General features: G+C 70.3%; 12 protein-coding genes, 1 tRNA gene and 1 pseudogene. 6 read left to right on the top strand and 8 right to left on the bottom strand.

Annotation, left to right across the window (positions count from 1 at the left end; genetic code table 11):
• Positions 1-1,360, bottom strand: a 1,360-nt coding sequence (locus AC230_RS30255) for a beta-ketoacyl reductase (RefSeq protein ID WP_198535429.1), incomplete at its 3' end; no start/stop codon positions are given.
• A complete protein-coding gene (locus tag AC230_RS06445; protein ID WP_277816838.1) occupies positions 1,294-5,139 on the bottom strand; it encodes a type I polyketide synthase in 3,846 nt (1,281 codons plus the stop codon). The genes AC230_RS06445 and AC230_RS30255, both read right to left, overlap by 67 nt.
• Before the next feature lie 283 nt (positions 5,140-5,422).
• Between AC230_RS06445 and AC230_RS06440 the strand changes: the two are divergent.
• Positions 5,423-6,235 (top strand): annotated as a pseudogene (locus AC230_RS06440) (SDR family NAD(P)-dependent oxidoreductase); the annotation flags it as partial.
• Between the two features lie 34 nt (positions 6,236-6,269).
• Here AC230_RS06440 and AC230_RS06435 read toward each other — a convergent pair.
• Positions 6,270-7,085, bottom strand: coding sequence for an SDR family oxidoreductase (locus tag AC230_RS06435; RefSeq protein ID WP_049714899.1), 816 nt, complete (start codon positions 7,083-7,085; stop codon positions 6,270-6,272).
• A gap of 542 nt (positions 7,086-7,627) precedes the next feature.
• Between AC230_RS06435 and AC230_RS06430 the strand changes: the two genes are divergently transcribed.
• The 5 genes from AC230_RS06430 to AC230_RS06410 all read left to right on the top strand — a co-directional run bounded on the left by AC230_RS06430 (position 7,628) and on the right by AC230_RS06410 (position 13,695).
• Positions 7,628-8,392: a hypothetical protein gene (locus AC230_RS06430; protein WP_049714898.1), complete on the top strand. Its 765-nt coding sequence runs from the start codon at positions 7,628-7,630 to the stop codon at positions 8,390-8,392.
• An 18-nt stretch (positions 8,393-8,410) separates the two neighbouring features.
• Positions 8,411-8,767: a hypothetical protein gene (locus AC230_RS06425; protein WP_049714897.1), complete on the top strand. Its 357-nt coding sequence runs from the start codon at positions 8,411-8,413 to the stop codon at positions 8,765-8,767.
• A 590-nt stretch (positions 8,768-9,357) separates the two neighbouring features.
• Positions 9,358-10,260 (top strand): spirocyclase AveC family protein, encoded by a 903-nt coding sequence (locus tag AC230_RS06420; RefSeq protein WP_241833097.1) that lies wholly within the window; start codon positions 9,358-9,360, stop codon positions 10,258-10,260.
• A 276-nt stretch (positions 10,261-10,536) separates the two neighbouring features.
• Complete coding sequence (locus tag AC230_RS06415; protein WP_049714895.1) at positions 10,537-11,493, top strand: aldo/keto reductase; 957 nt, start codon at positions 10,537-10,539, stop codon at positions 11,491-11,493.
• Between the two features lie 75 nt (positions 11,494-11,568).
• The gene (locus AC230_RS06410) at positions 11,569-13,695 is read left to right on the top strand and encodes an MMPL family transporter (RefSeq protein ID WP_049714894.1); all 2,127 of its coding nucleotides are present in this window, start codon (positions 11,569-11,571) and stop codon (positions 13,693-13,695) included.
• 31 nt (positions 13,696-13,726) lie between these two features.
• Here AC230_RS06410 and AC230_RS06405 read toward each other — a convergent pair.
• The 5 genes from AC230_RS06405 to AC230_RS30800 form a co-directional block, all read right to left on the bottom strand.
• Positions 13,727-13,799: transfer RNA gene (locus AC230_RS06405), tRNA-Thr, on the bottom strand.
• 246 nt (positions 13,800-14,045) lie between these two features.
• Positions 14,046-15,095, bottom strand: coding sequence for a 2-oxoacid:ferredoxin oxidoreductase subunit beta (locus AC230_RS06400; RefSeq protein WP_049714893.1), 1,050 nt, complete (start codon positions 15,093-15,095; stop codon positions 14,046-14,048).
• On the bottom strand, positions 15,088-16,950 hold the full coding sequence (locus AC230_RS06395) for a 2-oxoacid:acceptor oxidoreductase subunit alpha (RefSeq protein ID WP_049714892.1): 1,863 nt from the start codon (positions 16,948-16,950) through the stop codon (positions 15,088-15,090). Before AC230_RS06395 ends, AC230_RS06400 begins: the two co-directional genes overlap by 8 nt.
• Positions 16,940-17,158: a DUF5988 family protein gene (locus tag AC230_RS06390; RefSeq protein WP_049714891.1), complete on the bottom strand. Its 219-nt coding sequence runs from the start codon at positions 17,156-17,158 to the stop codon at positions 16,940-16,942. Before AC230_RS06390 ends, AC230_RS06395 begins: the two co-directional genes overlap by 11 nt.
• Positions 17,159-17,774: 616 nt before the next feature.
• Positions 17,775-18,044 carry a helix-turn-helix domain-containing protein gene (locus tag AC230_RS30800; RefSeq protein ID WP_078870987.1) on the bottom strand — a complete coding sequence of 90 codons (270 nt, stop codon included), beginning with the start codon at positions 18,042-18,044 and terminating at the stop codon, positions 17,775-17,777.
• Positions 18,045-19,573 lie beyond the last annotated feature (1,529 nt).

Below are 19,573 nucleotides of genomic sequence, written 5' to 3'. Positions count from 1 at the left end.
ACAGCCGTCGGCTCCCCTCCGGATCTGCGCTCGGCGCGGAACGCACCGCGTCCCAGCCACGGTCCGCCGGGGGACTCGACACTACGTCCGTACCCGCCGAGAGCAACTCCCAGAACTCCTCGGGGGAACGGACACCACCCGGGAAGCGGCACGCCATGCCCACGAGGGCGATCGGCTCATCGGTTCCCACCCCGGAACGGACGACGGGCAGGAGGGCGGAAGACGCGCGGTCGTCGCTGCCGGACATCCGCTCGGACAGGTAGGCCGCGAGCACCGCGGGGCTGGGGTAGTCGAAGACGAGTGTCGTCGGCAGGCGCAGGCCGGTCAGGGCGTTCAGCCGGTTGCGCAGCTCGACCGCGGTCAGCGAGGTGAACCCTAGGTCGCGAAAGGCCCGGTCGGGGCGTACGCGGTCGGCGGAGTCGTGCCCCAGCGCGGCGGCGGCGTGGGAGCGCACCAGTGCCAGGAGCTCCGCGGACCGTGCGGACGGATCGAGGGCGGCGAGCCGGTCACGCATTCCGGACTGCGGTGATCTGCGTGCCGTGTCGAGGCGTGCGCGTACTTCGGGGATGCGTGTGAAGACGGGGTGGGTGCCGAAGTCAGCCGTGCTCTCGGTGAATTGCTGCCAGTCGATGTCCGCAATCGTCACGCACGTGTCGCCGTGCGCGAGGGCCTGGCCCAACGCCTCCAACGCCAACTCCGGATCCATCGCCCGCATCCCCCGACGACGCAACCGCCCCTCCACCTCCGCATCACCCGCCATACCACCGCCGGCCCAGGCACCCCACGCCACCGACAACCCCGGCAGCCCCACACTCCGCCGCCACGCCACCAACGCATCCACTTCGGCATTGGCCGCCGCATAACTCCCCTGCCCCGGCGACCCCCACGAACCCGCCGCCGACGAAAACACCACAAACGCCGAAAGACCCTCCACCCCCTTCACCACCTCATGCACATTCCACGCCCCCACCGCCTTCGCCCCCCGCACCACCCCCAACCGCTCACCCGACAACGCCCCCACCACCCCGTCATCCAACACACCCGCCGCATGCACCACCACACGCAACGGCAACCCCACCGGAACCAACCCCAACAACCCACCCACAGCCCCCCGATCAACCACATCACACCCAACAACCGACACCCCCACACCAGACTCCGCCAACTCGGCCCGCAGCGCGGCGGCTTCCTCCCCTTCCACACCTCGACGGCTTACGAGCATGAGGTGACGAGCCCCTCGACCGGCAAGCCACCTGGCGACCTGGAGGCCGAGACGACCCGTACCACCGGTGATCAGTGCGGTGCCGTCGCACCTCCACTCCCCCTCGCCGTCGGCTGTCCCGCCGAGGGGATCAGGCACCACACGCCGTACGAACACCCCCGAACCACGCACCGCACACTCCCGCTCACCACCCCCAACACCCCCACCAAACCCTCCACCACCCGCCCATCCCACCCCCCCGACACATCCACCAACCCACCCCACACCTCCGGCACCTCCAAACCCACCACACGACCCAAACCCCACACCTGACCCAACCCCGCACACACCACCCCATCCCCCACACCCACCGACACCGCACCACCCGTCACACACCACAACCCCACACCCACACCACCACCCCACCCCAACAACCCCTGCACCACACCCAACAACAACACCCCCGGCCAACCACCCACATCCCCCACACCCACCTCAACACCCCCACCCCCAACCAACAACACCACCCCACCCAACTCACCAACACCCTCAACAGCCGCACCAATCCGCCCAGTCAAATCACCCCCCTCAACCCCCTCCACATCAACCTCCATACACACCACCTCCGCACCCGCACCCCCCAACCCCTCCACCACCACACCCACATCCACCCCCACACACCCCACACCACACGGAACCACCACCAACCACACCCCCGACAACACACCCCCACCCAACCCCCGACCCACACCACCACCCGAAACCCGCTCCCACACCTCCCCATAACGCCACCCATCCACCACACCCCACACACGACACCGACGCCACCACACCCCCAACGCCGACACCACCGAACCCAACGACTCCCCCACCCCCACCCCCAACAACTCACCCACACCCACCGCATCCCCCCGCTCCACCGCATCCCACAGGACACGCTCCCAGGCACTCGCCCCGCTGCCGACGGGCCCGTCCTGCGACAGCGGACGTTGTCCGGCGTCGAGCCAGAACCGCTCCCGCTCGAAGGCGTACGTCGGGAGCTCGATCGCTCCGCGCACGGCGGTACCTCGGCCCAGAAGTCCCTCCCAGTCCACCTCGACACCCCAGGTGAACAGCCCTGCCATGGCACTCACGAAGGCTTCGGCGTCACCCCGGTCCCCCCGCAGGACCGGAAGGAGGGCGGCTTCCTCGCCCGCCTCTTCCACCTCCGTTTTCATCTCTTCCGCTTCCGCCCGTGCCAGCACGCCCTGCCCCAGGCCGCAGAGGGTGCCGTCAGGGCCGAGCTCGACGAAGGTCCGTACGCCCTGCTCGTAGAGCCAGGCGAGTCCGTCGCCGAAGCGCACGGCTTCGCGGACGTGCCGCACCCAGTAGGCGGGGGACGTGATCTCCGGGCCCGTCACCGGCCGCCCGGTGAGGTTCGACACCACGGGAATGCGGGGCTCGGCGTACCGCACGGCTTCGGCGACCCGGCGGAATCCGTCGAGCATATCGTCCATCAGCGGCGAGTGGAACGCGTGGCTCACCCGCAGGCGGCGGACCCGGCGGCCATGATCGTCCTTCCACCGCCGAGCGAGGTCCAGGACGACGGTCTCGTCCCCGGAGAGGACGACCGAGGCGGGACCGTTCACGGCAGCGATGCCGACCCGCTCGCCGACGGTGGAGGAGGCCAGGAGGAGGCGTGCTTCCTCCTCCGATGCCTCCAGGGCCACCATGGCCCCAGGGGAGGGGAGTTGTTGCATGAGCCGCCCGCGGGCGGAGACGAGCCGTACGGCGTCGGTGAGCGTGAGGACTCCCGCCACGTGGGCGGCCACCAGTTCGCCGACCGAGTGCCCGAGCAGGAAGTCAGGGGTCACGCCGCAGCTTTCCACCAGGCGGTAGAGGGCGACTTCGAGTGCGAAGAGCGCCGGTTGTGCGTACTCGGTCCGCTCCAGCACTTCGTCCGCACCGGGCCCCGGCGCGAGGAGCAGGGCGCGCAGGTCGTGTGATCCGGCGGGGTGTTGCGCGCTGTGTTCCGCGCAGACCTCGTCGAAGGCCGCGGCGTATACGGGGTAGGAGGCGTGCAATTGCCGTCCCATTCCCGCCCGTTGGGATCCCTGTCCGGTGAGGAGTACGGCGAGGCCCTTGCGCGGCGGGGTCGTGACCAGTCCTTCGACGAGTGTCGGTGCCGGGGCGCCCGCGGCCAAGGCGTCGAGGCCCTTGAGGAGCCTTTCGCGTTCCGGAGCCCTCTCGCGATCCTCCTGCCCTTCGCCGCATCCCTCCTCACCTGGGGACCTTTCGGCCAGGACGACTGCCCGGTGCTCGAAGACGGAGCGCTCGCGTGCCAGCGCTCGTGCCGCTTCCACCACGTCCAGCTCGTCGCCCGCGTCCGCCAGGAAGCGCCGTAGCCGGCGTGCCTGCCGGCGCAGTGCGCCCTCGGAGCGCGCGGACAGCACCCATGGCACGACCGGCGGGTCGGCCGGCCCGGCGGTCGCCGGGAGCGGTTCCGGTGCCGGTGCGGTGGGGGCCGCCGTGTCGTCCTCGGGCGCCTCCTCCAGGACGACGTGCGCGTTCGTCCCGCTCACGCCGAAGGAGGACACACCGGCGCGGCGGGGGCGGCCTTCGGTCCGTGGCCAGGGCGTTGCGTGGGTCAGCAGGCGTACGGCGCCGGCCGCCCAGTCCACGTGCGGCGACGGCTCGTCCACATGCAACGTCCGCGGCAACACCCCGTGCCGCATCGCCAGCACCATCTTGATCACACCCGCCACCCCGGCCGCAGCCTGCGTATGACCGATGTTCGACTTCACCGACCCCAACCACAACGGCCGCCCCTCCGCCCGCCCTTGCCCATACGTCGCCAACAACGCCTGCGCCTCGATCGGATCGCCCAGCACCGTCCCGGTGCCGTGGCCCTCGACGGCGTCGATGTCGCCGGGGGCCAGGGCGGCGCAGGCCAACGCCTGTCGGATCACGCGCTGTTGGGACGGACCGTTCGGCGCGGTCAGTCCGTTGCTCGCGCCGTCCTGGTTGACCGCGCTGCCCCGCACCACCGCCAGCACCCGGTGACCGTTGCGGCGCGCGTCCGACAGCCGCTCCAGCAGGAGGAGTCCCACGCCTTCGGACATGCCGGTGCCGTCGGCCGCGGCCGCGTACGCCTTGCACCGCCCGTCCGCGGCCAGCCCCCGCTGCCGGGAGAACTCCACGAACACGCCCGGTGTCGACATCACCGTCACCCCGCCGGCCAGCGCCAGCGAGCACTCCCCCGCCCGCAACGACTGACACGCCAGATGCAACGCCACCAACGACGACGAACACGCCGTGTCCACCGTCACCGCCGGCCCCTCGAAACCGAACGTGTACGACACCCGCCCCGAAAGGACGCTTCCGGCATTCCCGTTGCCGAGGTGTCCTTCCAGTTCCTCCGGGACATCGAGGAGACGTGCGGCGTAGTCCTGGTACATCACCCCGGCGAACACCCCGGTGTCGCTGCCGCGCAGGGACCGGGGTTCGATACCGGACCGTTCCAGCGCTTCCCAGGACACTTCCAGCATCAACCGCTGCTGCGGGTCCATCGCCAGCGCCTCACGCGGACCGATCCCGAAGAATTCCGCGTCGAATTCGCTCGCGTCGTAGAGGAATCCGCCTTCTCGGGTGGCCGAGGTCCCGGCGGTGTCGCCGAGGTCGCCGAAGAGCCTGTCGGTGTCCCAGCCCCGGTCCAGGGGGAAGCCCGACACCGCGTCCGCACCCGCGGCGAGGAGGTCCCAGTAGTCCTCGGGCGAGCCGACGCCGCCCGGGAGGCGGCAGGCCATTCCCACGACGGCGACGGGTTCTTGTTCTCCGGATTCCGCTTCCTCGAGCCGGCGGCGCACCTGAAGGAGATCGGCGGTGACCCGCTTGAGGTAGTCGCGCAGCTTTTCCTCGTTGGTCATCGGGGTGTCTCCTTGGCGCTCCGGGAGGAGCAAGGGTTGGGGCGGCCGCAGGTCAGCGAGGAGCCTACAAACGGGAATTCCGTGTGGGAACCCCTGGACACCCCATTGGAACGGCGATTCCGCGGCGCCGGAGAACAAGGGTTATCACGGCGCGTCCGGACCGTGATCGTGCCTTTCAACGGCCGGCGGCGTGCTTGCCGCACAAAGAGGAATCAGGAGGTGGTTCGTGATGAACGGACCTGACGTCGTGGGGAATTCACCGGGGAGAGGACGGCATTCCCGGGTGCGTACGAAGGGGGGCCGTGAGCGCCGAACGCACGAGGAGCGGTTTCGCGGACGGCTCGTTCTGGTCACAGGTGCCGGCCACGGCATCGGGCGCGCGACGGCCCATGCCTTCGCCATGGCGGGCGCGGAGGTGATCTGTGTGGACCGGGACGCGGACGCGGCGGCGAGCACCGCGCGCCGGGCCCTGGCGCTGGGGGCGCGCGCGGCGTGGGCCGAGGCCGTCGACGTCTCCGACGCGAGCGCCATGGAGCGGCTCGGTGACCGGGTCGCCGGTTCCCACGGGGCGGTGGACGTGCTGGTGAACAACGCCGGGGTCGGCATGTCGGGGCGGTTCCTCGACACGTCCCTGGACGACTGGCGGCGCACGCTGGACGTCAACGTGTGGGGTGTCGTGCATGGTTGCCGGGTCTTCGGGCGGCAGATGGCGGACCGCGGCCTCGGCGGGCACATCGTCACCGTCGCGTCGGCCGCGGCGTTCCAGCCGTCCCGCACCCTTCCGGTCTACGCGACGAGCAAGGCGGCCGTGCTCATGCTGACCGAGTGCCTGCGCGCGGAGTTCGGGGAGTACGGGGTCGGGGTGAGTGCGGTGTGCCCGGGGTTCGTGAGCACGTCGTTCACCACGTCGATGCACTTCGCTGGAGTGCCGGAGGAGGAACAGAGGCTGCTCCGGGAGCGGTTCAGCCGTGCTCCGGGCGGGGGTGTCCGTCCGCCCGAAAAGGTGGCACGTGCCATTCTGCGGGCGGTAGTCCGGGACAGGCCGGTGGTGGTGGTGACGCCGGAGGCGCACGTCGTGCGGCTGCTGAGCCGTTTCGCACCGGAGTTGAGCAGGAGGGTGGCCCGCCTGGGGCGTCGGCAACCCTCCGGCAGGGGTGATGCCGCTACATTCCCATGGCGGGCGCCAGGCACAGGCCGCCGCTAGCCTCGATGAGTTGGCCGGTTACCCAACGTGCGTCGTCCGAGGCGAGGTAGGACACCACGGCGGAGATGTCGTCCGGGCGGCCGAGCCGCCGGAGGGCCGTCATTCCGGAGAGGGCTTCCACGGCACCGGGCATCTCGTGCACCCAGCTGTTCATCTCGGTGTCGGTGACGCCGGGCGCGACGGTGTTCACCGTGATGCCTCGGGCGCCGAGCTGCTGGGCGAGGCGTGCCGCCATCATCTCCAGGGCGCCCTTGCTCATGGCGTAGGGGAGCAGCGGCCAGGCGATGCGCGTGGTGGCGGACGAGATGTTGATGATGCGTCCTCCGTCGGCCAGGAGGGGCAGGGCGCGCTGGGTGACGAAGAACGGTGCTCGGACGTTGATGGCGAAGAGTTCGTCGAACGTCTCCGGGGTGACGTGGGAGATACCGGCCACGAAGTCGTCCCTCGCCGCTACGGCAGGGTCGTCGCGGTCGGCCGTGATACCGGCGTTGTTCACCAGGACGTCGAGCGGTTCACCGTCGAGTGTGGCTTCCAGGGTAGTGAAGAGCGCGTCGACGGCGCGGTCCACCGTGAGGTCGGCGCCGAGGGCGAAGGCCCGGCCGCCGGCGGCCTTGATGGCGGTGACCGTCTCCTGTGCCGCGTCCCTGCGCTGCCGGTAGTGCACGACCACGCGGAAGCCGTCCGCGGCCAGACGCCGGGCGATGTCCTTGCCGATGCCGGCCGAGGCTCCGGTGACGAGCGCCGTTCGGCACCGTTGTTGCGTGTTGTCCGTCATGGGCTGGGCTCTCTTCTCCGACGGGTGGTTGGCCGGTGACCGCCCGGCCCCGCTCGCTTAGCGGCGGGCGGTGGGACGTCCGGATCTGGGAGCACCGTTTCAGACTGGATCGGGCGTGTGGAACCCCCGTCGGCCCGGGAAGGGCCGGGGGCCTTCCCCTGTCGGTGCGGTCGTCCGGCGTCGGCGCCATCCGGGCGGGGAACGATAGCCCGGGCGGCGAGCCGGTGGAACCGGCCGTCCGGGACCGGCCGTTGCGCGGGGCCGTAATTCTTCCCCGCTCGCCGTGTTTCCTGCCCGCCCGGAGCGCGCCCCCCGACGACTGTGTGGCCGGTCTTTTTCAGCAGCCCGACATCAGCCCAAGTCAGTCCGAATCAGTCCGAGATCAGCAGGCCGAGATCAGCCCGACATCGGTTCGAGAAAGCGAGTGCTCGATGACTCCTTGCGATTGTGGTGGCCACGGTCATGTACCGTCCGCGTCCGTGCCGCCGTCCGTGCCGCCCGCTGCCGCGGACGAACCGGCCGGCGCCGGTGGCGGAAGCGGGATGCCGGACGCGCCCGACGACGACAGAGCTCGGCCCGCCGGGGAGGGCGCGGCCGGCGTGCCGCGGACGCCTGCCGAGCGTGCCTTCAGCGCGGCGCGGCGGGCGAGGGCCGTGGCGGCGGCGACCCGCGCGGCCGCCGACGAGGTGGGTGCCGACCCGGCCGCGGCCGGGTCGGAGATCGCTTCCATCCTGGGGAGCGCGGCCGACGCCGCCAAAGCGGCGGCATCCCGCGCGTGGGCGGCCGCCGAGGCGGCACGGGCCGCGGTGTCGGAGTCCGCGGCCCGGGAGTGCGCGGTGCGGGCCGCGGAGGAGTCCGCCGCAGCGGCCCGGGCGGGTGCCCAGGCGGGGCCGGTCGCCACGGCTGCCGCGACCGCGCGGGCCGAGGTGGCCGAGCGGGAAGCCGAGCAGGCACGAATGATCGCCCTGCGCAGCCGGCAGGCGGCGGACGAGGCCCAGGCCCTCGCGGACACGGCCGCGGAGGCGGCGGGCCGCGCCCGTGACGCGGCGGCGGCCCCGGCCGGTACGGCGGGCGACGCGGTGGAGTCGCGGGCGGGTGAGGCGGAAGCCGGGGCCATGGGGCTCGCCGCCGGCACGCCGTGGCTTGCCCGCCATCTCGCCGCAGCGGGACGTACCGGTGAGCACGCCGGGAGCACGGACGGGCCGGGGAACGGTTCCGGGGATCCCGGTCCCTCCCGGCGGCCTCCTCGCCCAAGTCCCGCGCTCCTGGCCGGGCTTCGCGCCGCCGGGCGCGTGTCCGGTCCGTGAGGCCGGGGGAGGTCTTCCATGGCTGACGCGGAAGCCCTGTCCGTGGGGGAGCTGGGGCGTATCATCGATGCGTTGCGCCGGGAGTTCCATGAGGGCATGGCGGGGATCAACGCCCGGCTGGACCGGTTGGTCTCCTCCGATGTGCACACCTTGCAGATGGCCCACGCCGAGCAGTGCATCGCCTCCCTCGACCGGGATCTGCAGAAGGAGTGCGAGGCGCGCTCCACGCTTGAGCGCCAGTTCGAGAGCTATCGGCTCGCCGAGGCGGAGCGCCGGGAAAAGGAGCGGCAGACGCGGCTCTACCAGGCCGTTGTTCCTCTGCTCGTGGGGCTGGTGGCCGCCGCCGTGGCCGTCTGGGGAGTGGTCGTCAAGTAGCAACTGTCCACGGCCGCGTGGGCGGGTTGAGGAGGGGGATCCGGCCGCCCACCAGAGGTGGGGGGGGCGGCCGGACGCGGGCGGCGGGACGAGGGGTGGGGCCCCGCGCGCCCGCGGTCGGGGGGCGGTAACCGCCGCGGGTCCTTCCTGTTTCCCACGCTATCCGCCTTTCGCGGCACCGGGCACCCCTGTCCTCTTTCGCCGGCCGGCCGTCCCGACGGGAGGTGTCTGGGGATTCCCGGGCGGCCCGTTGCGGATGCCGTCCTTTCGGTCTTCTTCGACGCCTCCATCGACGCTTCCTTGGATGCCTCCTTCGAGGGTGTCGCCACCGTGACGGTCTTCCGTCCAACTGCCGTCCGTGGCATCGGCGTTCCACCGGAATGCTCCACGCCGCGCGACCGGTCGGCGCTGGGGCCCGCAGGGGTGGTGGCGTGGCGTGCGGTCGTTGGATTCTTCCGGCATTCCGCTCCTTTCCCTTTCCCCTTTCGCCGCCGAACGAAGAGGTTGTTTGCGTGAACACATATGGCCCACCGGATGCCGGCCGTACGGACAGTGGCCCCCGGTACGGTTTCCGCCGTTTCACCGCACCCGTGGCGGTGTGGTCCGCCCTCGGCGCGATCCTGCTCGCGTTCGAGGGGTACGTTCTGACGTCCTGGGTGGTGGACGGCGGATACCGCCTAGCGAACAGCGGAACAGCCGGAGGAGGCGGAGTCGAACGCGGCATCGACGTGGTGCTGCCTCTGGTGTCGGCCACCGGAACGCTCCTGCTGGGGGTGTTCTTCTTCCAGAAGTGCCGCGCGAGAGGGCGGCTGGACTTCGACGCCCTGCTCTTCGTCGCCCTGCTCCTGGCCTCCTGGCAGAGCCCCTTCCTCAATTGGGTGCACCCTGTTCTCACATCCAACACGAACGTCCTCGGGGCGGTCGGCTCATGGGGCCCCTACATGCCCGGCTGGCAGGGGAAGGGACCGCACCAGGAGGCGGAGCTGCCGCTCGTGACACTGAGCGTCTCGTTGACCGCCCTGCTGGCCACCATGGGCTGTTCGACGGTCATGCGGCTGATCGCGGCCCGCAGGCCGGCGATCGGCCGGTTCCCTCTCCTCCTGGCCGGCTTCCTGGTGGCCGTGCTCTTCGACGCGACGGAGCCGCTGATCACCTTCATCGGTGTCACAGTGTGGACCCGGGCCGTCCCGGAGGTGACGCTGTGGAGCGGCCACTGGTACCAGTTCCCGCTCTACCAGATGCTGGCTTCGGGGCTGTTCGTCGGTGCGCTCAGCACCCTGCGCCTGATGCGGAACGCCGATGAGGAGACGCGGGTCGAGCGCGGCGCGGGCGCGTTCCCCCCGGCCGTCCGGCCCGCGATGCGGCTGCTGGCGGTCCTCGGCGCCACGAACGCGGCCCTCTTCCTCTACACGGGAATTCACATTCTGGTCTCCCTCGCCGACGGGAGTCCGCCCACCGGCCTGCCCGCCTACTTCCGCCCGGCCTCCTTCTGAGGGCTCGCGCACGGCCCCGGCATAACCGCACCGCGCGGGAACGCTCAGCAGATTGCTCCGTCGAGCGGGCCCCGGTCAATAACCCGTGAATTCCTCCGGCACGCACGCCCTCCGTCCTGGGCCAGAATTCGGCGTCCTCTCCGCATAACCGCGCGACGCAGCACGGAGTTCATTGCCGGGAACCGGCCCGATAACGGTGTTTGGATGTGCCGCGGACGGCCGGCCCTCGGGTCCGCCGTCACCGGAATTCCCAGAAAAGCAACCAGGAGCACATCAGTGAATGTCATCTTCGAGTCCGCCGACAGCCTTCCCCGGAGCAGCGGGCCAACGGAGTACCGGCGGCTGGCGAAAAGCGGACTGCACGTGTCCGCGATCGGCGTGAACCTCGAGGAGGGGATGGTCTACAAAAAGGGCATCCGTGGAATGTCGGAGATCCTGGAGACCGCCGTGCACTGCGGGGTCAACCACTTCGATCTGGCGCCGCACTACGGCGCGTTCCGGGGCATGGTGGAGGAGAACTTCGGGCGGGCCCTGCACCGCCTCGGGAGTCTCCGCGAGGACCTGGTCGTCTCCACCCGCGCGGGAATGGGCACGCAACCGCGCATCATGCCGGGATTCGGTTCGCGCAAGTGCCTGATCACCTCCTTGGACGGCACACTGCGCCGCACCGGCCTCGACTGCGTCGACATCTTCTACGCGCATCGTCATGACACGTCCACCCCGATCGAGGAGACGGCCGGTGCGCTGGACGCCGTGGTGCGGCAGGGCAAGGCGCTGTACGTGGGCGTCTCCGGCTACGCGCCCGCCATGGTGCAGCGGATGGCGGCGCTCCTCGACGATCTGGGGACGCCCCTCACCGCCTGCCGTGTCACGTATTCGATGCTGCACCGCGGCCCGGAGTCCTATCTCCTGGACGTCCTGCGGTCGTCGAACATCGGATGCGTCGCCGAGGGCGCCCTGGACTACCACGTCGACCCCTGCTCGGACTATCCGCAGGAGGAGGTGGAGAAGTGGCAACGGCGCCTGAGCAACGCCTCGTTGAAGCGCGGCCAGTCGTCGCGGCAGTGCGCCGTCAGCTGGGTCCTGCGCCAGCCGGTGGTGGCGTCCGCCCTCGTCTCGCTCGCCGCCACCGAGGAACTCTCCGAGTTCTGCGCAGCCGTCCACCGGGCCTCCTTCACCGCGGAGGAACTCGCCTCCGTCGACGCCTGCTTCCCGGAGCTCTACGACTGCTGAACCGCACGCCCCGCCGGCGCCCCGTCCCTCCCGGCCCCCTCCCCCACCTCCTCGCTTCGCCACGAAGGATCGCTCATGTTTCGTCTCGTCGGACGGGTCGCCGTGCACCGTCCCTGGCTCGTGATCGCGGTCTGGCTCATCGCCGCCGCGGGGCTCACCCTGTGGGCACCGGACCACACGCCCAGTGCGTCCGCGTTCGCCTTCGTCCCCTCCCACTCAGAGTCGGCGCGGGCCGACCGGCTGCACCAGCGGGTCTTCCCCGCGCAACGCCGGCCCATGGCCATCGTCGTGTTCCGGCGCGCCGACGGCGGCAGGCTCACGAGGACCGATCTGCGTGACGTCGCCACGGTGACCGGCCACTTGCGCGACCGGAAGCGCCCCGGGGTCGCCACCGTGGAGGGCGGGCCGCATTCCGTCTCCCCCAATGGCAAGGTGGCCCTCGCCCACGTCTTCCCGGTGGCCGGCGACCCGCCGGGCGGTCAACTCCGCGCATCCGTAAGGGCCATGCGCGAGGACACGGCGGAACTCCTCCGCGGCAGCGAGGTCCGTGCGGGCATGACCGGTTCGGTGCCCGGCGACCTCGACAGCCGTGACTCCTCCTCCGAGCGGGACGCCCTCGTGATGAAGGCGACGCTGGTGCTCGTCGTCGTGTCCTTGCTGGTGGTCTTCCGCAGTCCGCTCATCGCCCTCCTGCCGGTGGCCGTCATCGCCGTCGCCTATGCGGTGGCCGTCGGGCTCATCGCCGTCATGTCGGCCGTCACCGGCATGGAGGCCGATGTCTTCGTATCGGCCATCCTCATCATCGTGCTCTTCGGAATCGGCACCGACTACGTCCTTTTCCTCCTCTTCCGGTACCGCGAGGAACTGCGGTCGGGAAAGCCCTCCCGAACGGCCCTGGTCGACGCCGTCGCCCGTGTCGGCGAGACCATCGCGTCGGCGGCGAGCGTCGTCATCGTCGCCTTCCTCGCCCTCCTGCTGGCCACCGTGGGGACGCTGCGCTCCATGGGTCCGCCGCTGGCCCTCGCCGTCGCCGTCACGCTCGTCGCCGCGCTCACCCTTGTCCCCGCCGTCTTCTCCGTGCTGGGCACCACGGTGTTCTGGCCGTCCAGGACGTGGTCCCACCGGCGCCCCGACCGGTCCGCCCAGCGCGTCGGGCGCCTGGTCTCCTTCCGTCCCGCCCTCCTCACGGGCGTGTGCACGGCCCTCCTCACCGTGATGGCCCTCAACGCTTCGGGATTCACAGCCAACTTCGCCACCACAGCCCTTCCGGACACCATCGAGTACATGCGGGCCCTCAAGGACATGGAGCGCGGATTCTCCGCAGGCCAGTCCGACCCGGTTCAGGTGTATCTGACCGCCGAGGGCCGTTCCCGGCCGTCCGCCGCCATACTCGCCGCGTACCGGAACCGCCTGGCCGGCATCCGGGGAGTCGGCGCCGTTTCCACTCCACTCCCCAGCCCGGACGGACGCATCGCGCTCTACGAGGTCTCGCTCGTCCACCGCCCGCTGGAAAGAGCAGCGGTGGAGTTGGCCGGCGGACCGCTGCGGGCCGGCGCCCACCGGTACGCACCCCGCGGCACCACGGTCCTCGTCGGCGGCAGGTCGGCCGAACTCGCCGACATGCGCACCGCCGTCGCCCATGACTACAAAGTCGTCTTCCCCGTCGCTGCCCTGGCGATCACGGTGATTCTGGCCCTCCTCCTGCGCAGCCTCGTCACCCCGCTCTACCTGATGCTCTCCGTCGCCCTGGGGTTCGTGGCCGCGCTCGGCACCGTTGTGTGGTTCTACCAAGATGTGCAAGGGCAGCCCGGCCTGTCCCTAGTCCTGCCCGCAGTGCTGTATCTGTTCGTCGTCACGCTCGGGACCGACTACAACATTCTGATGGTGACCCGCCTGCGGGAGGAGATGGCCAACGGCGTGCCACCGCGTCAGGCCGTCCGGGCCGCCGTCACCCGCTCCGTGCCCACCATCGCCGCCGCCGCGCTCATCCTCGCCGGCACCTTCGGCGTCCTGATGCTGACCGGCAGCCTCCTGCTGGAGCAGATGGGGATGGCGCTGGCCACCGGCATTCTCATCACCGCCTTCGCTCTGGCCACCCTGCTCGTGCCCGCGACCATGATCCTGCTGGGCCGCTGGGCCTGGTGGCCGGCCGGCACCCGCCCGGCCGTCCAGGACTCCGGGGACGGCTCGCAACCCGCGTGACCGGGTGCACGTGACCGTCCGGCTCCCGCAGAGAGGCGTGCGGGACTTGAACCCACGGCCGGAGGATTACAAGTCCCCTGCTCTACCAGCTGAGCTAACGCCTCATCAGTGCTCTGCGCCTGTACGGGAATCCCAGCACAGTCATCGCCGGGCGGGCAACGGGGAAACGCGCACCTTCCCCCCTTCCCAGTCCGCGCGCCGGGCGTAAGGGACCTGACCGGGGCGTCTCCAAAGTGGCTCCGCCGGCCGACGGGGGAGGGACATAGACCGTTCAGGTAGCCGCAACGGCCGGGATCCAGAAAGTGGTTATGGGCGACGGTGGGCGAGGAGCAGCGGAGCCGGCAGCCGGCTCAGGCTGTCACCGTCCAGGTCTCGACACCGGCGAGCAGGGACATCAGGTCGCCCCGCCCTCTCTGTTCGGCCGCCCGCACCAGTTGACCGGCCATCTCGGCATCGTAGACGGGACGTTCGATGGCGCGGAAGACCCCGATCGGTGAATGGCGCAGGGTGTGGGGGTCGGCGAGGCGGGAGAGGGCGAAGGCCGTCGTCGGGGAGGCGGCGTGGGCGTCGTGGACCAGGATGCGCGACTCGGTCTCCGGGGTGACGTCGACGACTTCCAGGTCGCCGGTGGCCGCGTTGCGGACGACGCCCTTGGAGAGGTCGGTGCCGAAGCGGATGGGCTGTCCGTGCTCCAGCCGGATCACCGCCTCCTGCGCCTGGTCGCGGTCCTTGAGTGCCTCGAAGGCGTTGTCGTTGTAGATGTTGCAGTTCTGGTAGATCTCCACGAGTGCCGTGCCGGGGTGGTCGGCGGCGGCCCGCAGGACCTGGGTGAGGTGCTTGCGGTCGGAGTCGATGGTGCGGGCCACGAAGGACGCCTCCGCGCCCAGCGCGAGCGAGACCGGGTTGAAGGGCGCGTCCAGCGATCCCATCGGCGTCGACTTCGTGATCTTGCCCAGCTCGCTGGTCGGACTGTACTGACCCTTCGTCAGCCCGTAGATCCGGTTGTTGAACAGCAGGATCTTCAGGTTGACGTTGCGGCGCAGGGCGTGGATGAGGTGGTTGCCGCCGATGGACAGGGCGTCGCCGTCGCCGGTGACCACCCAGACCGACAGGTCGCGGCGGGAGGTGGCCAGGCCGGTGGCGATGGCCGGGGCGCGGCCGTGGATGGAGTGCATCCCGTAGGTGTTCATGTAGTACGGGAAGCGGGAGGAGCAGCCGATGCCGGAGACGAAGACGATGTTCTCGCGGGCGACGCCGAGGTCGGGCATGAAGCCCTGGACGGCGGCGAGGATGGCGTAGTCGCCGCAGCCGGGGCACCAGCGCACTTCCTGGTCGGACTTGAAGTCCTTCATGGACTGGCGGGTGTCGGCCTTGGGCACCAGTTTGAGCGCCTCAGACATCGATGGCCTCCTCGATCACGGTGGCGAGCTGCTCGGCTTTGAACGGCATGCCGCTGACCTGGGTGTGGGAGTGGATGTCCACGAGGTACCGGGCGCGCAGCAGGGTGGCGAGCTGGCCGAGGTTCATTTCGGGTACGACGACGGTGTCGTAGCGCCGGAGTACCTCGCCCAGGTTGCGGGGGAAGGGGTTGAGGTGGCGCAGGTGGGCCTGGGCGACGTGGTGGCCTTGGTTGCGGACGCGCCGGACGGCGGCGGTGATGGGCCCGTAGGTGGAGCCCCAGCCGAGGATGAGGGTGCGGGCCTGGCCGGACGGGTCGTCGACCTCGGTGTCGGGGACGGTGATGTTGTCGATCTTGGCCTGGCGGGTGCGGACCATGTGGTCGTGGTTGGCCGGGTCGTAGGAGATGTTGCCGGTGCCGTCCTGTTTTTCGATGCCGCCGATGCGGTGTTCCAGGCCGGGGGTGCCGGGCACCGCCCACGGGCGGGCGAGGGTGTGGGGGTCGCGCTTGTAGGGCCAGAAGACCTCGGTGCCGTCGGCCAGCGTGTGGTTGGGGGTGGTGGCGAACTGGACGCGCAGGTCGGGCAGTTCGTCGGGCTCGGGGATGCGCCAGGGTTCGGAGCCGTTGGCGAGGTAGCCGTCGGAGAGCAGGAAGACCGGGGTGCGGTAGGCCAGCGCGATGCGCGCGGCGTCGAGGGCCGCCGCGAAACAGTCCGCGGGCGTCTTCGGCGCCACGACCGGCACCGGGGCCTCGCCGTTGCGACCGTACATCGCCTGGAGCAGGTCGGCCTGCTCGGTCTTGGTCGGCAGCCCGGTGGACGGGCCGCCGCGCTGGATGTCCACCACCAGCAACGGCAGCTCCAGCGACACCGCCAGCCCGATCGTCTCCGACTTCAGCGCCACGCCGGGCCCCGACGTCGTCGTCACCGCCAGCGCCCCGCCGAACGCCGCGCCCAGCGCCGCGCCGATCCCGGCGATCTCGTCCTCGGCCTGGAAGGTCCGCACGCCGAAGTTCTTGTGCTTCGACAGCTCGTGCAGGATGTCGGAGGCCGGAGTGATCGGGTACGAGCCGAGGTAGAGCGGCAGATCCGCCTGCTGCCCGGCGGCGATCAGCCCGTAGGCCAGGGCGAGGTTGCCGGAGATGTTGCGATAACTCCCCGGCGGGAAAGCGGCGGTGGCGGGGGCGACCTCGTAGGAGACCGCGAAGTCCTCAGTGGTCTCGCCGAAGTTCCACCCCGCCCGGAACGCCGCCACGTTCGCCTCGGCGATCTGCGGCTTGCCCGCGAACTTCCGCCGCAAGAACGCCTCGGTGTTCTCCGTCGGCCGGTGATACATCCACGACAGCAGCCCCAGCGCGAACATGTTCTTGCTGCGCTCGGCCTCCTTGCGCGGCAGCCCGAACTCCTTGAGCGCCTCCAGCGTCAGCGTCGTCAGCGGCACCGGGTGGACGCTGTAGGCGTCCAGCGAGCCGTCCTCCAGCGGGCTGGTGTCGTACCCGACCTTGGCCATCGGGCGCTTGGTGAACTCGTCGGTGTTCACGATGATCTCCGCGCCCCGCGGCAGATCGCCCAGGTTGGCCTTCAGCGCGGCCGGGTTCATCGCGACCAGCACGTTCGGCGCGTCACCCGGGGTGAGGATGTCGTGATCGGCGAAGTGCAGCTGGAACGACGAGACACCGGGCAGAGTGCCGGCGGGAGCCCGGATCTCCGCCGGGAAGTTCGGCAGCGTCGACAGGTCGTTGCCGAACGAGGCCGTCTCCGACGTGAAGCGGTCACCGGTGAGCTGCATCCCGTCCCCGGAGTCACCCGCGAAACGGATCACCACCCGGTCCAGCCGGCGCACCTCGTCATTCGGCAACGTAGGTGCGCCCGGCCCAACGGAACACGTGGAGTTCCACGTCGTCCTGGACGGTGGTCTCGTCCGTGGGGCGGAAGTGCTCGTAGCGGTTGCCCCGGAAGACCTTGATCGTGGAGCTCAGATCCTCGGTGTACCGGATCCTCTCGTCCTCCTCGAGTCCGCTGTGGGGACCACCGACGAGCACGGCGTTCGGAATGTGGTCAGGCATCGAAACACACTTCTCCGTTGTCGGGCACGGGAATGGGCAGGGCACGGCGGCCGGACGGGACACCGTGACGATGATGCGTTCCGTTTCATCTGAGCACGCGCGACGCCTGTGCGGACACCCCTGCCTTGCGGGGGCCCGACGTATGGATCTCAGGGGAATCCTGGGGGGGTGAACGTGGTGCCTGCCGTGTGGATATCGGCTGCCGATGCGGCCGGGCCGGCGGGACGGACCGGTGCGGGGGATCATCTCCGGGTGGGTCGTCCCCGTGCGCCCACCGTCCGCGGCCGGGCCGGGAGTTGGCACCACCGCGGGGGATCGTTCAGCGGCCCCGGCCGCGGCGGCCCCGTCGGACACGAGGCCATCCCCACAACCTGATCACCACTCCCCTGGCGTCCGTCCGATCGGGACGGCTCAGGGTCTTCGGGTGCCGTATATCCCTCCCGCTACGCCCTCGTCCGGCGTTTGTCGTTCGTCCATGAGGGCTGGGCAGACCAAAGGGTAATTTCCCGCGGCCTTGCTCTCGTTCCACGGCGGTCGATCGACCAGGGTTCGCGTCCGACTCGACGCCGTGGAGGCACCGGAGTTGTCCAGCGTGGGCTGCACCGCCGCCGGGGGTCTAGGGTCGCTTGGAGAAGTGCATGCGGTTGAAGTTCCTTGGCGGTTGCCGGGGCGGTGACTCCTGTCCGGAGGCGACGAACAACTCCTCGGTGAAGACCCCGAGCGCCGACGCGATCCGCCATGCCGTCTCTGGCCGGACTCCTCGTCTCCCATGTGCCACCAGCGAGATGAACGCCTGGGTGACGTGCGCCCGCTGGGCCAGTGTTCGCTGGGACAACCCCTTGAGCCGTACCAGTTCGTCGAAGCGTCCCTTATCCCTCAAGTGCATGACGTCCCTTGGTCAGGGCCCACGCTTCCACGTTCGGTGAGCCGTCGGCTTAGCGGAGCATAGTTATCGCCGTCTCCGCAATAGTTCTCGGCTATGCACGCGTGTCAGTTATGGGCCGTTCGCAGCGACGGGAGCCCGGGTGCGGGAGAGGCCAGCGGGCTGCCGCGTCGACGCTCGTGAACTCGGGTTATGGGACACGTCCTGACGTCCCGGGCAGGGCCGTTATGGCGTGCGCCCGGCCTTCGGTCGCGGGACCAGGGAAGTCGGCCCGACAGGAGCCCGGCAGGTCCCACCTTCGGGGCTGTGCGCAGCCGCGCCTTGGGGGCGGGGCATACGGCGTGCGGCCCATCGCTTTACCCGCCCACCCTTCTCCGTACCCGGAAAATGGAAGCGCCACTGAAATAAATCGTCAAGTGACGTTGACCGAGGATCAACCCATCGGGCTAATCGGTCATTCCGTGACGACCTCAACTACTGGGAACCATGGGCCTGCTGAGGATTCCGCGACGGAATTACTTTCTCCGCCGACAAAGAATTTTGCCCTGCCGTATCGTTTACTCTGATGCGCCCTGCATGGTGCGCCCTCGTGCCGCAACGGCAGTTGGGTGGCGTGTGTGATTCCAGATTGTTGATGGTGGGTGGGAAGGAGGCGCGCGTCCCGGTGAGTGAAATCCGCGGCGGGACGTGGGATTGCAGCGCCGACGAGGCGCCCGCCGGACAGGGAGGCCGGGGACCCGGCATGCGTGCGTGGGGGCCTTCCGTCCGCGCGGGTGAGCGGCACACCTTCCGCGGGCGGGACGCCGTCCCGCGTCGACGGCCCGACCCGACGGACGGCCCTGCGCACCGGCGGGGCACCGGCTCCCCCTCCCCGACTCACGCCAACTCGCCCGCTGCCCGCGGCAGTCGTCCGGCGGTCGGGCGTACCGGGCGCGATACCAGGCGGAAATGCCCCTGCGCGGCGCGAAAGCCCTAGCCGACCCCAGACCGGGCCTCCCGCCCCGGGAATGCGAACAGGGGTTATGCGAACCGCAAAGCGAAACTAGATTAAGGGCCATGAGCTTCTGGCCGACAGCGGCAGAAATTCCGCCCCCTCGCGCGACCGGTGGCATGCGAAATTTACATCGGGCGACCTCCTCTCCTGAGCGGCGTCCGGTGTACCGGCCGGCTTCCCTTCTCCCGATGCCCGCTCTTTTCCGGGCGTCCGGGGTTCCGAGCCGGGAAAAGGTGGTGCCGTACGGCTGACGCCACTCTGCCGCACGGCTGTGACGAGGGTACTCACACCCACCGTTTCCCTTCCGCGGGCGGCGGTTCCACTCCCCCTGCCCGCCCGCACCCGGCCGCCCGCAACGACCCCCACCGGCGGGCGGCCGGGCCCCACCCTCCCCCAACGCCCCTCGGGGCCGCAGAACTTGCACCACGCCCGCTCCCCGCCGCCGTGCCGATAACCCGCTCGGCGCCACGGCACGTCCGGGTCCCCCGAGGGGAGTAACCGCGACCGACAACCGTCGGCCTCGTCACGCCGCGGGAAT

It is taken from the genome of Streptomyces caatingaensis (genome assembly GCF_001187435.1).
In the GTDB taxonomy this organism is placed as follows: domain Bacteria; phylum Actinomycetota; class Actinomycetes; order Streptomycetales; family Streptomycetaceae; genus Streptomyces; species Streptomyces caatingaensis.
The sequence above is the reverse complement of the archived record's forward strand: the minus strand, read 5'-3'. Positions and strand labels throughout refer to the sequence as shown.